The organism is Vibrio sp. Y42_MX_L11 (genome assembly GCF_024181785.1).
GTDB classification, from domain to species: domain Bacteria; phylum Pseudomonadota; class Gammaproteobacteria; order Enterobacterales; family Vibrionaceae; genus Vibrio; species Vibrio diabolicus.
On sequence record NZ_JAMZAP010000001.1, the window covers coordinates 349,244 to 366,138 of the forward strand.

15 protein-coding genes and 1 tRNA gene are annotated in these 16,895 nt (G+C 45.4%); 7 read left to right on the forward strand and 9 right to left on the reverse strand.

The features are described from left to right. The first annotated feature begins 34 nt into the window (after nucleotides 1-34). Nucleotides 35-119 (forward strand) — tRNA-Tyr (locus NL643_RS01510). Between the two features lie 425 nt (nucleotides 120-544). On the opposite strand, the gene NL643_RS01515 is transcribed toward NL643_RS01510, so the two are convergent. Continuing rightward, nucleotides 545-1,417, reverse strand: coding sequence for a Tim44 domain-containing protein (locus tag NL643_RS01515; protein ID WP_046874203.1), 873 nt, complete (start codon nucleotides 1,415-1,417; stop codon nucleotides 545-547). A gap of 378 nt (nucleotides 1,418-1,795) precedes the next feature. On the opposite strand from NL643_RS01515, the gene NL643_RS01520 reads away from it, so the two are divergent. From NL643_RS01520 to NL643_RS01530, 3 genes are all read left to right on the forward strand, one after another. Beyond that, the gene (locus NL643_RS01520) at nucleotides 1,796-2,386 is read left to right on the forward strand and encodes a TetR/AcrR family transcriptional regulator (protein WP_006743255.1); all 591 of its coding nucleotides are present in this window, start codon (nucleotides 1,796-1,798) and stop codon (nucleotides 2,384-2,386) included. A gap of 13 nt (nucleotides 2,387-2,399) precedes the next feature. Further along, the gene (locus NL643_RS01525) at nucleotides 2,400-4,274 is read left to right on the forward strand and encodes an MFS transporter (RefSeq protein ID WP_046874204.1); all 1,875 of its coding nucleotides are present in this window, start codon (nucleotides 2,400-2,402) and stop codon (nucleotides 4,272-4,274) included. 116 nt (nucleotides 4,275-4,390) lie between these two features. Continuing rightward, nucleotides 4,391-5,326 carry a YeiH family protein gene (locus NL643_RS01530; protein ID WP_104974325.1) on the forward strand — a complete coding sequence of 312 codons (936 nt, stop codon included), beginning with the start codon at nucleotides 4,391-4,393 and terminating at the stop codon, nucleotides 5,324-5,326. On the opposite strand, the gene NL643_RS01535 is transcribed toward NL643_RS01530, so the two are convergent. From NL643_RS01535 to NL643_RS01565, 7 genes are all read right to left on the reverse strand, one after another. Beyond that, nucleotides 5,316-5,504, reverse strand: a complete 189-nt coding sequence (locus NL643_RS01535; RefSeq protein WP_005390556.1) for a hypothetical protein — start codon at nucleotides 5,502-5,504, stop codon at nucleotides 5,316-5,318. The two genes, NL643_RS01530 and NL643_RS01535, sit on opposite strands and share 11 nt — an antisense overlap. A 100-nt stretch (nucleotides 5,505-5,604) precedes the next feature. Beyond that, nucleotides 5,605-7,032, reverse strand: a complete 1,428-nt coding sequence (gene menE / locus NL643_RS01540; RefSeq protein WP_253643791.1) for an o-succinylbenzoate--CoA ligase — start codon at nucleotides 7,030-7,032, stop codon at nucleotides 5,605-5,607. Next, nucleotides 7,017-8,006 (reverse strand): o-succinylbenzoate synthase, encoded by a 990-nt coding sequence (gene menC, locus NL643_RS01545; RefSeq protein WP_047009472.1) that lies wholly within the window; start codon nucleotides 8,004-8,006, stop codon nucleotides 7,017-7,019. The genes menE and menC overlap by 16 nt, the downstream gene beginning before the upstream one ends. Nucleotides 8,007-8,132: 126 nt before the next feature. Continuing rightward, complete coding sequence (menB, locus tag NL643_RS01550) at nucleotides 8,133-8,999, reverse strand: 1,4-dihydroxy-2-naphthoyl-CoA synthase (RefSeq protein WP_012842018.1); 867 nt, start codon at nucleotides 8,997-8,999, stop codon at nucleotides 8,133-8,135. Then, the gene (menH, locus tag NL643_RS01555; RefSeq protein WP_253643792.1) at nucleotides 8,992-9,819 is read right to left on the reverse strand and encodes a 2-succinyl-6-hydroxy-2,4-cyclohexadiene-1-carboxylate synthase; all 828 of its coding nucleotides are present in this window, start codon (nucleotides 9,817-9,819) and stop codon (nucleotides 8,992-8,994) included. Before menH ends, menB begins: the two co-directional genes overlap by 8 nt. Further along, complete coding sequence (menD, locus tag NL643_RS01560) at nucleotides 9,806-11,524, reverse strand: 2-succinyl-5-enolpyruvyl-6-hydroxy-3-cyclohexene-1-carboxylic-acid synthase (RefSeq protein WP_253643793.1); 1,719 nt, start codon at nucleotides 11,522-11,524, stop codon at nucleotides 9,806-9,808. Before menD ends, menH begins: the two co-directional genes overlap by 14 nt. Further along, entirely contained in the window at nucleotides 11,521-12,828 is a 1,308-nt protein-coding gene (locus NL643_RS01565) for an isochorismate synthase MenF (protein WP_047009476.1), read from the reverse strand. The genes menD and NL643_RS01565 overlap by 4 nt, the downstream gene beginning before the upstream one ends. Before the next feature lie 217 nt (nucleotides 12,829-13,045). On the opposite strand from NL643_RS01565, the gene NL643_RS01570 reads away from it, so the two are divergent. The 3 genes from NL643_RS01570 to NL643_RS01580 all read left to right on the forward strand — a co-directional run bounded on the left by NL643_RS01570 (nucleotide 13,046) and on the right by NL643_RS01580 (nucleotide 16,273). After that, nucleotides 13,046-14,260, forward strand: coding sequence for a pyridoxal phosphate-dependent aminotransferase (locus tag NL643_RS01570; protein ID WP_005390543.1), 1,215 nt, complete (start codon nucleotides 13,046-13,048; stop codon nucleotides 14,258-14,260). Nucleotides 14,261-14,350: 90 nt separating this feature from the next. Then, nucleotides 14,351-14,935 (forward strand): 5'-deoxynucleotidase, encoded by a 585-nt coding sequence (gene yfbR / locus NL643_RS01575; protein WP_170892960.1) that lies wholly within the window; start codon nucleotides 14,351-14,353, stop codon nucleotides 14,933-14,935. 15 nt (nucleotides 14,936-14,950) lie between these two features. After that, nucleotides 14,951-16,273 carry an anti-phage deoxyguanosine triphosphatase gene (locus tag NL643_RS01580; protein WP_253643794.1) on the forward strand — a complete coding sequence of 441 codons (1,323 nt, stop codon included), beginning with the start codon at nucleotides 14,951-14,953 and terminating at the stop codon, nucleotides 16,271-16,273. 6 nt (nucleotides 16,274-16,279) lie between these two features. Here the strand turns inward: NL643_RS01580 and NL643_RS01585 are convergent, their stop codons facing one another. Next, the gene (locus tag NL643_RS01585) at nucleotides 16,280-16,894 is read right to left on the reverse strand and encodes a tRNA-uridine aminocarboxypropyltransferase (RefSeq protein ID WP_253643795.1); all 615 of its coding nucleotides are present in this window, start codon (nucleotides 16,892-16,894) and stop codon (nucleotides 16,280-16,282) included. Nucleotide 16,895: the final 1 nt, after the last annotated feature.

The window sequence follows — 16,895 nt, forward strand, 5'->3', positions numbered from 1 at the left end:
GTTGGGAAACTAATTTTCAAGTATAAAACACCCTGGAGGGGTTCCCGAGTGGCCAAAGGGAGCAGACTGTAAATCTGCCGGCACTGCCTTCGATGGTTCGAATCCGTCCCCCTCCACCATATTGAAAAAGCCAGCTCATTGAGCTGGCTTTTTTCGTTTCGGATTCTTGATAAAGTAACAAGCCCTTCCTTATTTAACCCAACTTCTTCGCGATTCTCCCTCTGTTGGATCCTACTTTAACAACTGAGCCTAAGCGAATCTCCGATGGCCAAAGTTCGGATCTGGTCGTTGTAATACAAACAATGTACTAGCACTTTGTCCTTGCTTTATCGCAATGACCATAATGTGAATGCTAAAAACATTCAGTAAAGCACTTGAGGACTAGCTAGCAAAAAAGATATTCGGCAGAGTTAAGCGCGAGCATGATGAAGGCTCCACCTGGCAGGTTTTATAAAAATATCTTTCGTAGATACAAACGACAGATACAAAAAATCCCGCAGGGGGCGCGGGATTTTTATTAGTGACTAAATTGGTTTAAAGGTGACTAGCCTTGAATACCAACAATTAACCATGGTGCATTAGGCACAGTCAGGTCACGCTCTAGGTGCCAGATATCTTCGATTTCTTCTTCAACACCTTCTACTGTGTCACGGTAACGACCGCTAAACTGTAGGCTAAGCTGTGCTTTATTTGCATCGTAATCGGCACGGACGATCTCTGCATCAACGTACATTACATCAGTATGCTGCTCACCGTCGAGCTTCGCGCGCTCTGCTTTCAGATCTTCAAACAAGCTTGGAGAAACATATTCTTCAATGGTTTCCAGTTGATTGTGATTCCACGCTCCTTGCAGGATTCGGTAGTGTTCACGAGAGCCGTTAATGAACGCAGCTTGGTCAAAGCCCGGTGGGTAGTTATGTGGTACGTCCGTTTGAGCGCCGAAACCACCAAAGCCACCATTATTTGTGTTTGGCTGTTGCTCAAAGTTTTGCATGTTTGGTTGCTCAAACTTAGATGCGTTACCACCAAATGCAGGTTGCTGGCGATGCTGGTTCATACTGCCCTGCTTCGCACCTAGCATACCGCGCATTAATTTAAAGATGACAAAGGCAATCAAACCAATAATTAAGATATCCATAAACTGGATACCTTCAAAAGCACCGCCAAAGAATGCAGCAAGTAGACCACCAGCAAGAAGTCCGCCTAGCAGACCACCCATTAAGCCTTTTTTACTTGAAGACTTCGCCGTCTGATCTTTGCCGACCGTATTGGTGTTTTGTTGCTGTTGTTTTGGTGCTGGCGCTGTTTTGTAGCTCTTACCGAAAGACTTACTGCCACCAAACTTCTTCGCTTCCGCGATAGGTGTTACAGCAACGGTAAACATCAACAGAGCAACAATAGAAAATAAACGTTTCATCGTTATCCTTAAAGTTAGCTATCTAAGATTGTGCTCTATCAGACGAAACAACGATTGTTTCAAACAGTAGCACGCCAAAGATGATTGTTACGTCATCATACTCTGTATGCCTGTTGATGAAAACAGCTTACAGAATCTGACATGTATCAGAATATTGCCAAAGATACAGACTGCTCTCGGTTAACTTCGAGATACTTGGTTCGTTTAGAAATGCTTGGAATGAACTCGCTACTACTCGGGGATGTTTTACTTGAATTAGAATCAGTGACACAGCTCAGAATCCTACACCTTGACGTCACTTGAGTATATTGCCTTGTTGACGGTTAATAGGTAGCTGACTATCATATTGAACGATGTTCAATAAAGCAGTTTGAGAGTATGGCGCGCAGAAACGATCACACCAGAGAAGAGTTAGTAAATTTGACGTTAACAACAGTCAAAAACTTTTTAGATGAGAATTCTTACCACGAACTCAGTCTTCGTAAAATCGCTAACATGATTGGTTACGTGCCAAGCACATTAGTCAACATTTTTGGCAACTATAACCTGTTACTTTTACACGTAGTCGCGCAAACTTTAGACGAACTCTCCCAAGAAGCACTGAAGGCGACCAATAGCAGTAAAGACGCTCATCAAGCTCTATTTGAACTGGCTTATTGCTACCACGATTTCGCTCAAAAGCACCCTTACCGTTGGCAGTTAGTGTTCGAGCACAACATGAATGGTGCAGAGCTTCCAGAATGGCATGCCAAACGTATCGACGGGATGACAGGAATGCTGGAGTCACTATTGGCTCAAATCGCACCACATCGTACCGAGTCCGAAGTGATTCAAGCGAGTCGAGTGCTTTGGTCTGGCGTACACGGTATTACTTTACTCAGTGTTGATGATAAATTTTTCTCTAGTGAACCCATTGATGGTAAAGAATTAATCAGTAACCTGCTTTCTAACTACCTCACAAACTGGTAACAAAGGATTATCCATGTCGTCTGACAGACAGCCGTCCTTACTTACGCAAAGAAAGTTCCTACCCTATTTCATCACTCAGTTTTTTGGCGCTTTCAACGACAATATTTTTAAAAACGTTTTGCTGCTGTTTGTCGCCTTCGCGGGATCCAGCGCACTACCTATTTCGAGCAACTTGTTCATCAATTTAGCGGCTGGCTTGTTCATTCTACCGTTCTTTCTATTCTCCGCTTCAGCTGGCGTATTAGCCGATAAATATGAAAAATCATGGTTTATTCGCAAGGTAAAGCTGTTTGAAATCGCCATCATGCTTTTGGGCGCCATTGGTTTTATAACCGAAAGTTATGGTGTGCTTTTGCTGCTACTGTTCTTAATGGGCACACAGTCAGCATTCTTTGGACCGGTTAAATATGCCCTTTTGCCCCAAAAATTAAACGCGAAAGAGTTAGTGCCAGGCAACGCCCTTGTTGAAGCTGGTACCTTTATCGCCATCCTTATTGGTACCCTAGGTGCTGGAATTATCGCCTCAGCAGACAACGCAAAATACCTTGCCGCATTTTGTGTCGTACTCTTTGCATTGTTGGGATATTTGTCGAGCCGATCAATACCCTTTGCAGCCGCCAGCGCACCTAATCTTTCTTTTCGTTGGCAACCGTACAAACAAACTAAACACACGCTATCCATCGCAAAATCAGATCGTGTTGTTTTTCAATGTATTATGGCGATAAGCTGGTTCTGGTTTTTAGGCGCCGCCTATCTAACCCAGTTCCCGAATTTCACCAAGATTTACTTAAATGGAACCGAGAGTGCGGTGTCTTTCTTACTTGCTCTGTTTTCTATTGGTATCGCGCTAGGGTCGCTGCTTTGCAATTGGATCTCGAATCATCGTATCGAAGTCGGTATTGTGCCAATTGGCGCACTTGGCATTACGGTATTTGGGTACTTGATGGCAACCTCCATTCCAAGTGACCTACCTATCTTCCATAACTTTGTAGACTTCTTTAGATATGAGCCTTTTTGGCCATTATTTTTCTATCTATTGATGATTGGCGCCTCTGGCGGGCTGTTTATCGTACCGCTTTACGCATTAATGCAACATAGAGCAAAGGAAACCGAGCGCGCACAAGTCATCGCAGGGCTCAACATCTTTAACTCTCTGTTTATGGTCGGCAGTGCTGTCTTAGGTATTGTGTGCCTGAGTGTCATCAAGATGACAATTCCTCAGTTGTTTGCATTGTTAGCCATTTTGAATTTCTTGGTCGCTGCTTACATTTTTTTGCAAATACCGATATTCGTTGTCCGTTTTGTGGTTTGGATGCTAACTCACACTATTTATCGAGTGAAACATAAAAACCTACATAACTTGCCAGAACAAGGCGGTGCATTAATCGTATGTAATCACGTGAGCTATATGGACGCCTTGCTACTTAGCGCAGTATGCCCAAGGTTGATTCGTTTTGTGATGGAGGAAGATTACGCCAACCTACCTCCACTAAGACGCTTTTTACGCAGAACTGGGGTAATTCCAATTTCAGCGAGTAACAGAAACTCCATCAGGCGTGCATTTAATGATGTGGAAACCGCATTAAGCGAAGGACATATCGTCTGTATTTTCCCTGAAGGGAAATTAACCTCAGACGGTGAAATGAATGAATTCATGCGTGGCATTGATATTATTCTGCGTCGCAGCCCAGTACCTGTCATACCCGTGGCACTCAAAGGCTTATGGGGAAGCTATTTCAGCCGCGCGAAAGGCCGAGCATGTTGTGGCTTACCAACTCGATTTTGGTCAAAGCTAGAAATTGAAGCCGGACAGCCAGTTCCACCAAATGAAGCAACGGCAAAAACGATGTTCGATAGAGTGCATCAACTCAGAGGCGACTGGCGATAAAAATACATTTGAACACATGTTTAGAATAACTGAACATGTGTTCAAATCATTAAGACAAACTGACCACACTCAGTGCGATATACTCGCGCTTTCATTCACAACAGCGAATAAAAACCTTGAATAGAAACTACCTCTTGTTTGGATTGGCGTTACTCTTTTGCTTAACCCCTTTTGTCTCCTCTCCTATTGCCCTAGTTATTGGTTTTCTACTCGCAAGTTTTGGTTTTGTGCCTTCAGAACTGCCCATTGCTTCTTTTACTAAAAAGCTGTTGTCCTACTCGATTATTGGTTTAGGCTTTGGCATCAACTTTGAGCAAGCACTCTCTGTTACATCGGATGGTATCGGTCTGATTATCGCCACGATTGCGGGCACACTGATCATAGGCACTATCATTGCCAGAATAATTAAGTTGGAGCGAGTAACCGCATACTTAATCTCGTCAGGTACAGCAATTTGTGGTGGTAGTGCAATTGCCGCTGTAGCACCAGCGATTAAAGCAAAAGACGAACAGATTGGATTAGCACTGGCAACGGTATTTGTCCTAAACTCCATCGCACTATTCGTGTTTCCTGTGGTTGGGCATGCTTTAGGGCTAGATCAACACACATTTGGTACATGGGCCGCGATTGCTATTCATGACACTTCTTCTGTTGTTGGGGCTGCCTCAGCCTACGGTGAAGAAGCGCTAACTACAGCAACAACGTTAAAACTCGCACGAGCTTTATGGATCATCCCTGTCGCACTGATCAGTGCCGTGATCTTTTCGAGAGACCAGAAAGAGAATGGAACGAAAAAGTTAGTTATTCCTTATTTCATTTTTTGGTACTGCGCAGCCATCGCGTTTAGCGACTTCTTCCCTCAATTTGAAATGGTCTATCACGGTATTTTCGTTGGAGCGAAACAAGCTTTGGTGGTGTGCCTGTTCCTGATTGGTTGCAGCATTTCAATTTCGAAGCTGAGGTCTGCTGGAGCTAAGCCACTGTTGTTTGGTGTAACTCTGTGGGTGTTAATTTCAACCACTTCTCTAAGTTGGTTATTGTTTAGATATTAGTGGTCTTCTCATCGTGTTGAGATGACGACGGCTCAAGTTTGCTGTTTTTGTATGTAACAACCAATGCGATAGCGATCAAAAAGGCCGTCAGCTCTGCAAGAGAGCGGGCGAGCCCTTCACTGCTTATTGCAATACCAATTTGTAGTGCTACCGCCGCAATTAATACTAGCTTTACCATCCTGAACCTTATGCCTTTTCTCTCTTCGAAGAAGCATAATTATGATTCAGAGTTATAAGGATACGAAATTCCCTTTCTGACTAATACATAGCAAAATTGACTAATGCTGAATTGATGGCAATAGCCACTCCTTCACTGCCTTCCGAGAAACTTTGATCCCACTTTCTAGTAGCACTTGTGGCATTAGATGGTATTCCACTGGCCATTTAAACTTCTCTAATCTGGGTTGCAAATGCAGGTCATATTCCGCTTTGCTGCGCAAATCATTGGTCTGAATCACAGCAACAGGGCGATGACCAAATTCCGCATCTTCGACTGGAACCACTATGCTCTGCACCACGCCATCAATTTGGTTCAATGCTGCCTCAATCTCTTCACAATGAATGTTCTCACCACCAGAGATAAATTGATTGTCGGCACGGCCGATGATCTTTAACTCGTCACCTTGCCACTCACCAAGATCCTTGCTGTCAAACCAGCCTTTCTCATCCAGAAACGGAGTAACATGACCTTGATGAAAATACCCTGCCGCTAATGTTTTACCACCGACAAAAATGCGTTGGTCAACCAACTTTATCTTACGGTGATTCAATACGTGTCCAGCATTACTGGTACTGTCAATTCTCTTTGCGGTAACGGTAGAGGCTGCTTCCGTCATCCCATAACCTAACCACGCCTCAATCCCTCGTCCTGTTGCTCGCAACGCCAACTCGTGAGCAACGTGGCTGCCGCCCAATAGCACATGCGTCAATGACAAGTGAGCATCATCATCCAATAGCCGTTTGAGCTGCGTGGCAACCAAAGATGCGTGTGACACGCCCTGAATATCTTCGACAAGTTTTCCTGTACCGATTTTCAATGTCGCTCCGACATATAGCCAACGATATACAATCGCCAATCCAGAGACGTGATAAAGCGGAAGCGACAATAGCCAAGAATCTTGCTGAGTGAAAATGAACTCTTGCAACAAGCCTTCTGCGGATGCAAGGTGTTGTCGATGTGTATGAACCACAGCTTTAGGCTCCCCTGTAGAGCCAGAAGTAAATACTACTGAAGCGAGCCGGTCATGATGATAGCTATCTTCAGTCAACGAGTCACTCTCTTGCTGTGATACTACAGGCGGTGAAAGCAATGTTGCCTTGAGTTTTTGTATATCATGTTCAGAAAAGGTCGAAGCGCACTCCTGAGCAAACCAGATAAACCGAGTTTGTTCAGGTTTATAAAGGGTCGCAAGTTTACTCTGTAGCGTATCGAGTGGTTGTACCATGGTCAGCGCAGCAAGTGCGCCGAACTGCTTGGAAGCAAGATAAAACAGCAGAGTTTCGACTTGGTTTTTACCTACCAAAGTCAGCACATCTCCCCGCGTTACGCCCAAGTCATTCAAATAGTGAGCGTATTGGTCAATACGTACTGAGAGTTGTTGCCAGTTTAATGTTTCTGTTGGTGTCTTGAGTGCAATAGAAAAAGGGCTCGTTTGAGCCCAATATTTCCACGGTGCCTTCGCAACATTGTCTATGCAGAATGCCACACAATCTCCTGATCTTTCAGAGGAAGAACGGGAAGTTCACACTTAGGCCAGCCTTGCTCTAACTGAGCTTTGAATAGGCCAATCGTATCCAAACCTGGAACTTCATCAGGCAGCTGCCATTGGGCAAAGCGCGCTAATTGCGTTAAGCCGAGACTGGATTCAATGCTCGAGCTAATAACCGCTTTCATCCCCAGTGACTTCGCCTTCTCTATCAGTGTAATACAAAAATCCACCGAACCAATGAGTGTGGGTTTGATGATGATCGTTTTCACACCAGTTAGATCTTCAAGACGGAAATCCTCTCGACGAACCGCATCTTGCAAAGTTTCATCCCAAGCAATCGCAATACCAGTATTGATAGCAAAAGAGAGACTATCGCCAGGAGAGCGGCACGGCTCTTCCAAAAAGGTAATGCGCTGACGCAGAGACGGAGTAATGTATTTAGCAAACTGCTGCGCTTTTTCTGGTGTCCAAGCGCGGTTTGCATCAAGTCGAAGCGTTAATTGAGGGATAGATTCAAGAAAAAGGTTCACAAGCATGCCATCGCGAATTGGCTCATAAAGCCCGACTTTTACTTTCGCGACTTTCTCGCCTTCCATTTCGTTCAGCTTTGGAATGAGCTCGTCTGGGTCACCAGTACACAGCGGCGCTGTTTGATACTTACCTTGTTGGGGTAAGCCACCAGCTAACTCTAACTGTGCCATCGATAAACCAAACGCGACCGATGGATACATGTTGGCGTAATCCACATCCAATCCTGCTACCCAACGCTCCGCTTGTTCTTGTAGCTGAATACCAGCATCTTCGGTGTTCTCTAAACTAAAACCAGGAAGAGGAGCGACTTCTCCAAGCCCTATTTGGTCACGTTCAGAAAGCGCGACAACATAACCAACACGTTCTGTTAGCTTATTGTCTCGCAGGATGACACCACTATCCATGGGCAAGCTATAACGATAAATTTTCGCTTCACGCATAATTCGAGTCCTATGTAATGCCGTATATTTGAGCGTTCTGGCGAGCAATCCCACCAGCCTCCCAGAGGGCGAGGCGCTCAGGAAAAATGGAACAGAGGAGCTAAAACACTCCTCTTTTTATACGGATTATGGGTTACGAGGGAATTTGTCGAAGTCTGGGCGACGTTTCTCATTGAATGCGTTACGACCTTCTTGTCCTTCATCGGTCATGTAGAACATCATCGTTGCGTTACCCGCAAGCTCTTGAAGACCTGCTTGACCATCACAGTCCGCATTCAATGCAGCTTTCAGACAGCGTAGCGCCATTGGACTATGCTGAAGAACTTCACGACACCAACGAACGGTTTCTTTCTCTAGCTCTTCTAGCGGCACAACCGTGTTGACCAAGCCCATGTCTAACGCTTCTTGCGCGTTATAGAAACGACATAGGAACCAGATTTCGCGTGCTTTCTTCTGGCCTACGATACGAGCCATGTAAGATGCGCCCCAACCGCCGTCAAATGAACCCACTTTAGGGCCTGTTTGACCAAATTGAGCGTTGTCAGCCGCAATCGTTAGGTCACACATCATGTGCAGTACGTGACCACCGCCCACAGCCCAACCTGCTACCGATGCGATCACTGGTTTTGGACAAGTGCGAATATCACGTTGGAAGTCCAATACGTTTAGGTGGTGTGTACCTTGGTCGTCTTTATAGCCGCCGTAGTCGCCACGGATCTTCTGGTCACCGCCAGAACAGAATGCGTCTTCACCTAGACCTGTCAGAATGATCACGCCAACACCAGAGTCGTAACGCGCATCTGCCAACGCATCAATCATCTCTTTTACTGTTTGAGGGCGGAATGCATTACGCACTTGTGGGCGTGCAATGGTAATTTTCGCGATACCATCTTCAGATTTATGGTAGTGAATATCCTCGTATTTCTCGCTGCAATCTTTCCATTGAACCGGAGCGTAAAGTTCTTCTTCAGAAATGCCTACTGTTTTAGCCATGGTGATTCCCATTGTTCTCGTTACTCTCACCAAAGTGAGATTGAATTATGTGCTTAATATGCATCGCAAATTGTTGGGGCTGCTCTTGATGAACGTTATGTCCTGCGCCTTCAACTTGTCGATACGCCAACCCGCTACGTTGTGCCAGTTGGCTAAATTTTTGGTCTTTCGCGCCACACAAGTAATACATCGGTATATTCTGCTTTTTCAGTGTGGGCAACAAATACGCCTGCTTGGCTAACGATGTTGCCATCAGCATGCTCGCGACCGCCGAGCCAAGATTATCACTTCGCTTCGCAATTAATGTTTGTCTTTGCTCATGGTTTAGTGAAGAAAACACCGCTTGCTGATACCAATCGTTCAAAACACGTTCAAGTGGTTCTGTTTTGAAACGCTTTGCCCAGCGAGCATCATTCTCCAATCTCACCTGTTTCTCTGACTCAGTTTGAAGCCCGAAGTTTCCCCCTTCAACAATTGCGCCCACAATATTGAGATCTGAGAAGCATTGATTGGCAATACCATGCATCGCAATACGGCCGCCCATCGAGTAACCAATCAAAATAAGTGGTTGTTGCGGAGGAAATAATAAAGATAGTGTGGAATTAAGAAGTTTGCAGCAATCATCGAGATCGTTGCACTTTGTAAACTGGCTACGACCATGACCAGGAAGGTCTATAACAATTCGTTCAAACCGAGTCAGCTCATCCAAACAAGCTTGCCAATCAGCACCACTTCCTAAAAAGCCATGCAAAAACACCAGAGTGGGAAGATCACCACTTTGGTGTTTTTCAGTTGAAGAGAGACGCTCAGAGTGAAGCATGCAGGCTCTTATTAAATGCCTTTATCAACTCTGCGGCTTGACTTGGTGGGGTTTGAACTTCCACCAGCAGTGTGCCTTGACCGCTCGACAGGTGCTCGGCAACCATTGCTTGATACATTTCTAACGTAGTTGGCTTCTCATACTTTAAACCAAACTGTTTGGCTGCATGTTCAAACTGATAACCGTGGGGCATTTGGTAGTACGCAGTGCGATGCTCCTGAGGCACCGGTAACATATCGAAAATTGCGCCACCATCATTGTTTGTGACCACAAGTACCGTCGGCAATTTATTGTGAGAAAACAGCGCTAGTGAATTGAGATCATACAGTGCTGATGTGTCACCAATATACATCAGTAACGGATTACCTCTTGCTCGCTGCACACCTGATGCGGTAGCAAACAAACCGTCAATTCCTGACGCGCCTCGGTTAGTGAACACTTCTACATCATCAAGTTTGCCGTACATATCGACAAGTCGAACAAACAAACTGTTACCCAAAAAGACATCAGCGTTTTTAGTGCGCTCGTTGATGTCTGCTGCCAACGCAATTTCGTCAATGGCAGACGCTGAATCAGATAGGAAAGCTTCTTCGATACGTTGATGAACTCGCTTAACTCCATTCGCTAACCTATCAGCCCACCCAGCAAATATTGGCTTCTCAAAGCTAATGCGAGAAATCCAAGTTTGAGGAAGCTCAACCCAGTGCATTTGCGCCAGATGATTTTGGTTATTACGGTCCATACGCGGCGAGATATACCAGTATTGAACGTCTTTATCTTGTTGACTCTGCGAAACTTGTTTATCAATCCACTGGTTCAAACGTTTGGAGATGATTCGGCTACCAAATTGGATAATAAGTTCACAAGACTCAAGCTCGTTTACGAACTCGGGAAGTTGAAGCCATACATCATAATGCGCCCAATCCGAACTGAGACCACTTTGCGGGTCTGCAAGTACCGGCCATCCCATCTTTTGTGCAAATGCCTGCGCCGACTTCGCTTGTTCAAGCGGTAAGCTGCCAATCACAACCAAGCCTTTTTTATCCGCACAAGACGTGATGTGCGCCTGTGATAAGTGGCTAAAACGCTGGGTATAACTACCACTTCCTTTTCGCCATCCGGCTACCGAGTCTAAGTAGGTTTGATAATCCGCTTTTGCGCCGTTGGAATACAAAGGCTCTGGAAATGCACAGTTAATATGAACAGCACTACCTTGCAGTTGCTGAGTAAACATCACTTCGTCAACAGAGGTCAGCAACCAATTAAGCGATGTTGTTAAAGTTGGGCTTGGTAAATTCAAGCTGGCCGAGACATGATGTGAAAAAATACCCAACTGGTTAATCGCTTGGTTTGCGCCACAGCCAACGAGCTCCATCGGACGATCCGCAGTGAGCAGCACCAGCTTTTCACCAGTAAGCCTAGCCTCCGCAACGGCTGGTAATAAGTTCGCCACTGCCGTACCAGAGGTAACGATGATTGCCACTGGCTCTTGAGTAGCTTTCGCTAAGCCAAGAGCCATAAAGCCGAGACCACGCTCATCAAAGTGAGTATGAATAGAAAAATTGGACTGTTCTGCCGCCTCTAAAGTTAAAGGAGTAGAACGAGAGCCAGGAGCGATACAAACATGCTTAACGCCAAATCGCTGAAGCTCAATCAATATGGTTTCTGACCAAATTCGATTGAGTACCGCTTGGTCATGATTCATGATGCGACTCCCAACGGAGGGTGATCAGAAATCAGCGTAAGTAACGTCGACATTTTCTTATCAAGTTCCGCCCACTCATGCTCTGCCACAGAACCTGGCACAATACCTGCGCCCGCAAACAGTTGTACTTGGTCACCGAGCACAAGCGCACTTCTGATCGCGACACAAAACTCTGCTCGTTCATGGCTTATGTACCCCATTGACCCCGCGTACCAGCCGCGTGCAAAGGGCTCATTATCAAGAATAAACTGCATGGATTCTTGTCGAGGTAAGCCAGCAACCGCCGCCGTTGGCTGAAGCGCCGATAACAACTGAACACCGTTTATGCCCGTCTTTAGGCTCGCATGAATATTTCGCTTGAGGTGTTGCACTTTTCGTAGCCTAACCAAACTTGCCTCGGCCTCCACTTCAACCGCTTCGGAATGCGGTGATAGGCGATCAATAATGTCATCAACCACATATTGGTTTTCGTTGAGGTTCTTTTCATCTTGGGATAACCAATTCGCCAACTCCATATCGTGAGTGGCATTGTCCCCTCTACCAATCGTGCCTGCTAACGCTTCGGTATGAAGTTCGTGCCCTACGCGAGAATACAAACGTTCTGGCGTAGAGCCCATAAAGCTGTGTTTGCTGTCTAAGCTCAGCATGAAATGGAAACTATGATGGTTGTTTAAGTAACTCGCTTTCAGCAATTGTGCAGCGCTTAATGTGTTATCAAGCTGCACGGTAGAGCGACGCGCCAATACCACTTTCTTAAAATCATCATTCTTTATACCAGTCAAAACTTTATGAACTAACTCATTCCATTGAGGCTGACTTGGCGTATGAACAATAGAGCGGATGTGAGAAGAAATCGGAGCTAAGGTCGCGACCTCACAAACCAGTTTATTCAGTCCTGCTAGGGTTCGTGCTTTATCTTCTGAAATATTAACTGCGAGAGACCATTGTTGGTCAAAACGAATTAACTCAATTTGAGGCAAAAAGAAGAAAGAAGGCATACAGCGACGATTCTTCTCATGCTGGCCGTCAAAAGAGCGTCCGCCCCAGACTCGTTGCCCTTCACCTAGAATGGTATAAGCAGGGCCTGGCTCAACAAAAGCGTGTAATTGCCCTAGTGCAACGACCTCTTCACGAGTATCGCGGGACTGCCAGTAGAATTTAGGGAAAAGTGGTTGTGCATCAAGCCAATCAATAAATGAGAAATTAGGTTTCTCGCTCAGGGGCTCGACCAGACGTGTTTGATTGCCTTCCGCTTGCTGAACTCGCTCGATAATTCTCTTTACGGCTTGATGGAACTGTGACAAATCAACCTCGTAGTATGTGAGGATAAATGGTAACTGACGGCTACTCTAAGTTTAGACCCAAAGCAAATCAAGGTCGTATGCGATCTTTTGCAAAATCCTGTGATAGCAAACGAGCAAAACTTAACCAGCAAACAGATAATTTACAGATATATATTCTAATAAAAAACAAATTATTGTATTTTAATAAAGAAATTAACGAATTTTTAGGAATTATACAATGCAAAATATCGGGATGTCGTCAAAACTCGATAATGTCTGCTACGACATTAGGGGTCCTGTACTCAAACATGCTAAGCGCATGGAGGAAGAAGGGCATAAAATCCTAAAGCTAAACATTGGTAACCCTGCCCCATTTGGTTTTGACGCCCCTGATGAGATTTTAGTCGACGTGATTCGTAATCTGCCGACTTCTCAAGGCTATTGTGATTCCAAAGGCATTTACTCTGCTCGTAAAGCCGTGGTCCAACACTATCAACGTAAAGGTATCCGCTCTCTAGATGTCGAAGATGTGTATGTGGGTAACGGCGTGTCTGAGCTGATCGTGATGGCCATGCAAGCGCTATTAAACAATGGCGACGAAATGCTGATCCCAGCACCTGATTACCCGTTGTGGACAGCTTCAGTTGCACTATCAGGCGGTAAGCCGGTTCATTACCTATGTGATGAAGGTGCAGACTGGTACCCAGACCTTGAAGACATCAAAAAGAAAATCACACCAAAGACACGTGGCATTGTTCTGATCAACCCGAACAATCCGACAGGTGCGGTATACAGCCGTGACTTCCTACTTGAAGTGATTGAGATCGCGCGCCAGCACAAACTGATCATTTTCGCAGATGAGATCTACGACAAAGTGTTGTACGACGGTGCAACACATACCTCAGTCGCAACACTCACTGAAGACGTGCTCGTCATGACATTCAATGGCCTTTCAAAAGCCTACCGTGTTTGCGGTTTCCGTGGTGGCTGGATGTTCCTAACGGGGCCTAAACATCTAGCTCAAGGGTACGTGAATGGCTTGGAGCTGCTTTCATCGATGCGTTTATGTGCAAACGTACCAATGCAACATGCGATTCAAACTGCGTTAGGTGGATACCAGAGTATCAATGAACTGATTTTACCTGGCGGACGCTTATTAGAGCAGCGCAATAGAGCGTATGAACTGATCAATCAGATTCCTGGTGTTTCTTGTGTCAAACCTAAGGGTGCGATGTACCTCTTCCCGAAAATCGACACAAAAATGTACAACATCAAGAACGATCAGCAGATGGTTTTAGATTTCTTAAAACAAGAGAAGGTCTTACTGGTGCAAGGTTCCGGCTTCAACTGGCCGAAACCAGACCATTTCCGCATAGTTACACTGCCGCACGTTGAAGATCTAGAAATCGCCATTGGACGTTTTGAGCGATTCCTATCAACCTACAGCCAGTAATGAATCACTGGTAGTAATTAGTGCTGATCTCTCATATGCTTAGAGGAACTCCTAGTGAGTTCCTTTTTTACACCAGAAACGGAGAAAGCCATGAAAGAAAGCCATTTTTTCGCTCACCTGGCTCGAATGAAGCTGATCCAACGCTGGCCTTTAATGCGGTCCGTCTCACCAGAAAACGTTTCAGAGCATAGCTTACAAGTTGCTTTTGTCGCTCATGCCCTTGCCCTAATTAAAAACAAAAAGTTCGGTGGCAACCTTAATCCAGAACGCATCGCGATTCTTGCTATGTACCATGACTCCAGCGAAGTATTAACGGGTGACCTTCCAACCCCAGTGAAGTATTACAACCCTGAAATTGCCAAAGAATATAAGAAGATAGAATCGGCAGCGGAACAAAAATTGCTTTCAATGTTACCGGAAGAGTTCCAAGATGATTTTGCCCCCTACCTTCTTTCCCACTCTGCACACGGAGAGGACGCAAAAATCGTCAAGCAAGCCGACTCCATCTGTGCCTATTTAAAATGTCTCGAAGAACTAAGCGCAGGCAATCATGAGTTCGCTCTGGCAAAAAAACGCTTAGACATCACTTTGCAAGAACGTAGAACGCCTGAAATGGATTACTTCCTCAATACCTTTGCCCCAAGTTTCGAATTATCGTTAGATGAAATCAGTTAGCTTACGGAGATAATCGTGTCGTTTGAATTACACCCGCAATGGCAAGAGCGCCATGATGATGAGCATAAAATACGTCGTGACGACCATCGAAGCCCGTACCAAAGAGACCGAGCGCGCATTCTTCACTCGGCTGCATTTCGACGCTTACAAGCAAAAACCCAAGTACACGGCAATAGCTTGGAAGACTTTCACCGCAGCCGGTTAACACACTCCTTAGAAGCGTCGCAACTCGGGACCGGTATCGTCGCCCAGTTAAAGAAAAAACAACCAGAGTTCCGTGAACTATTGCCGTCAGACAGCTTAATTGATTCATTATGTTTGGCGCACGACATCGGGCATCCTCCATACGGTCACGGGGGAGAAGTCGCTCTAAACTACGTAATGCGCGAACATGGCGGCTTCGAGGGGAACGCCCAAACCTTTCGTATCGTCACTAAGTTAGAGCCTTATACTGAGCATTTCGGAATGAATTTATCACGCCGCACACTGCTTGGTTTGATTAAGTACCCTGCCCTTATTAGTCAAACACGCTCCGTCAAGTTGCCTCAACCAGCCGAGCATCAACGCAAACTAAAAGCCAAAGATTGGAGCCCAGCGAAGGGCATTTATGATTGTGACAAAGACTTATTTGATTGGGTAATTGCGCCGCTTTCTGACAACGACAAGGCATTGCTTAGCTTAATGCGCTCAAAACCAGAATCGGAGTTTGAGCACAGTAAAACGCGTTTTAAATCACTCGATTGCTCAATCATGGAGCTAGCGGACGATATCGCCTACGGCGTTCATGATTTAGAAGATGCAATCGTGCTTGGTATGGTGACACGTCAGCAATGGCAAGAAGGCGCAGCAAGTCAATTAGCGGACTGTGGCGACCCGTGGTTTGAAGCACATATCGATTCCATCGGACAGATGCTATTTAGTGGTAAGCATCATGAACGGAAAGATGCCATCGGTGGTATGGTTAACGCCCTCCTGACCAGCATTTCAATCAAGGCGGTGGATGAGCCTTTCAATAATCCATTACTGTCTTGGACTGCGTGTTTAGAGCCACAAATGGCACGAGCACTTGACGTACTCAAACACTTTGTCAGTACTTTTGTTATCCAAGTCCCGCAGGTCCAGATCGTTGAATATAAAGGTCAGCAAATTATTATGGACATTTTTGAAGCGTTAACAGCGGACCCAGAGCGCTTGCTGCCTGTTCATACAAAAGAACTGTGGTGCCAAGCGAAAAGCGAGAGCAATAAGATGAGAGTCATCGCCGATTACATTTCTGCTATGACCGATGGACACGCGCAAAAGCTTCACCGTCAGCTATTCTCTTCCATCGTTCTTTAGTAACACTCAACCTTTCAAGTAATTCTTTTCAAATACGCCCGGCGGCATCTGGGCGATTTGGAATTCGATCATCTTTTCAAAGGCATGCATAAGCGGTGTAAAGTCTCTCTCGGGTTCAAGCAAACGAAGCGAATGATAACCCGCCTCGACTGTCGATAAGCAATTCTCAGAGGGCGCCTTACGAATGGTGTAATGCCCTTGCAATTGCTTCGGTAATTGCACGGTTGGGAGTGGATGTAAATTGCTAGAAAGCTGCCACATTTTGTACGCTTTTTTCCACGTCCCATCGAGCAAAACCAAACGTATTTTCTTAGATACACTACGGCTCACTTGATTGATTTCAGAGATGCATCGTGACTGTTCCGATGGGTAAAGAACAAAATGTTGATATGATTCATCCGCCAACATGTGATTTAAGACATCATCACCAGAAAAGTCCTCTCCTATCAGACAAATACAGTTATCTAAACTCAAATTGAGAATCCGTGCCGTACCAAGCGGACGATGTTCTTCACTCGTGTGCTGAAGAATGATAAGTTCTACCTCGCTTGCCAACGGTACAATCCATTGGCAAATACACGCTTTTTGCGATTTTCCACAACGAGAACAATAACGAGACATA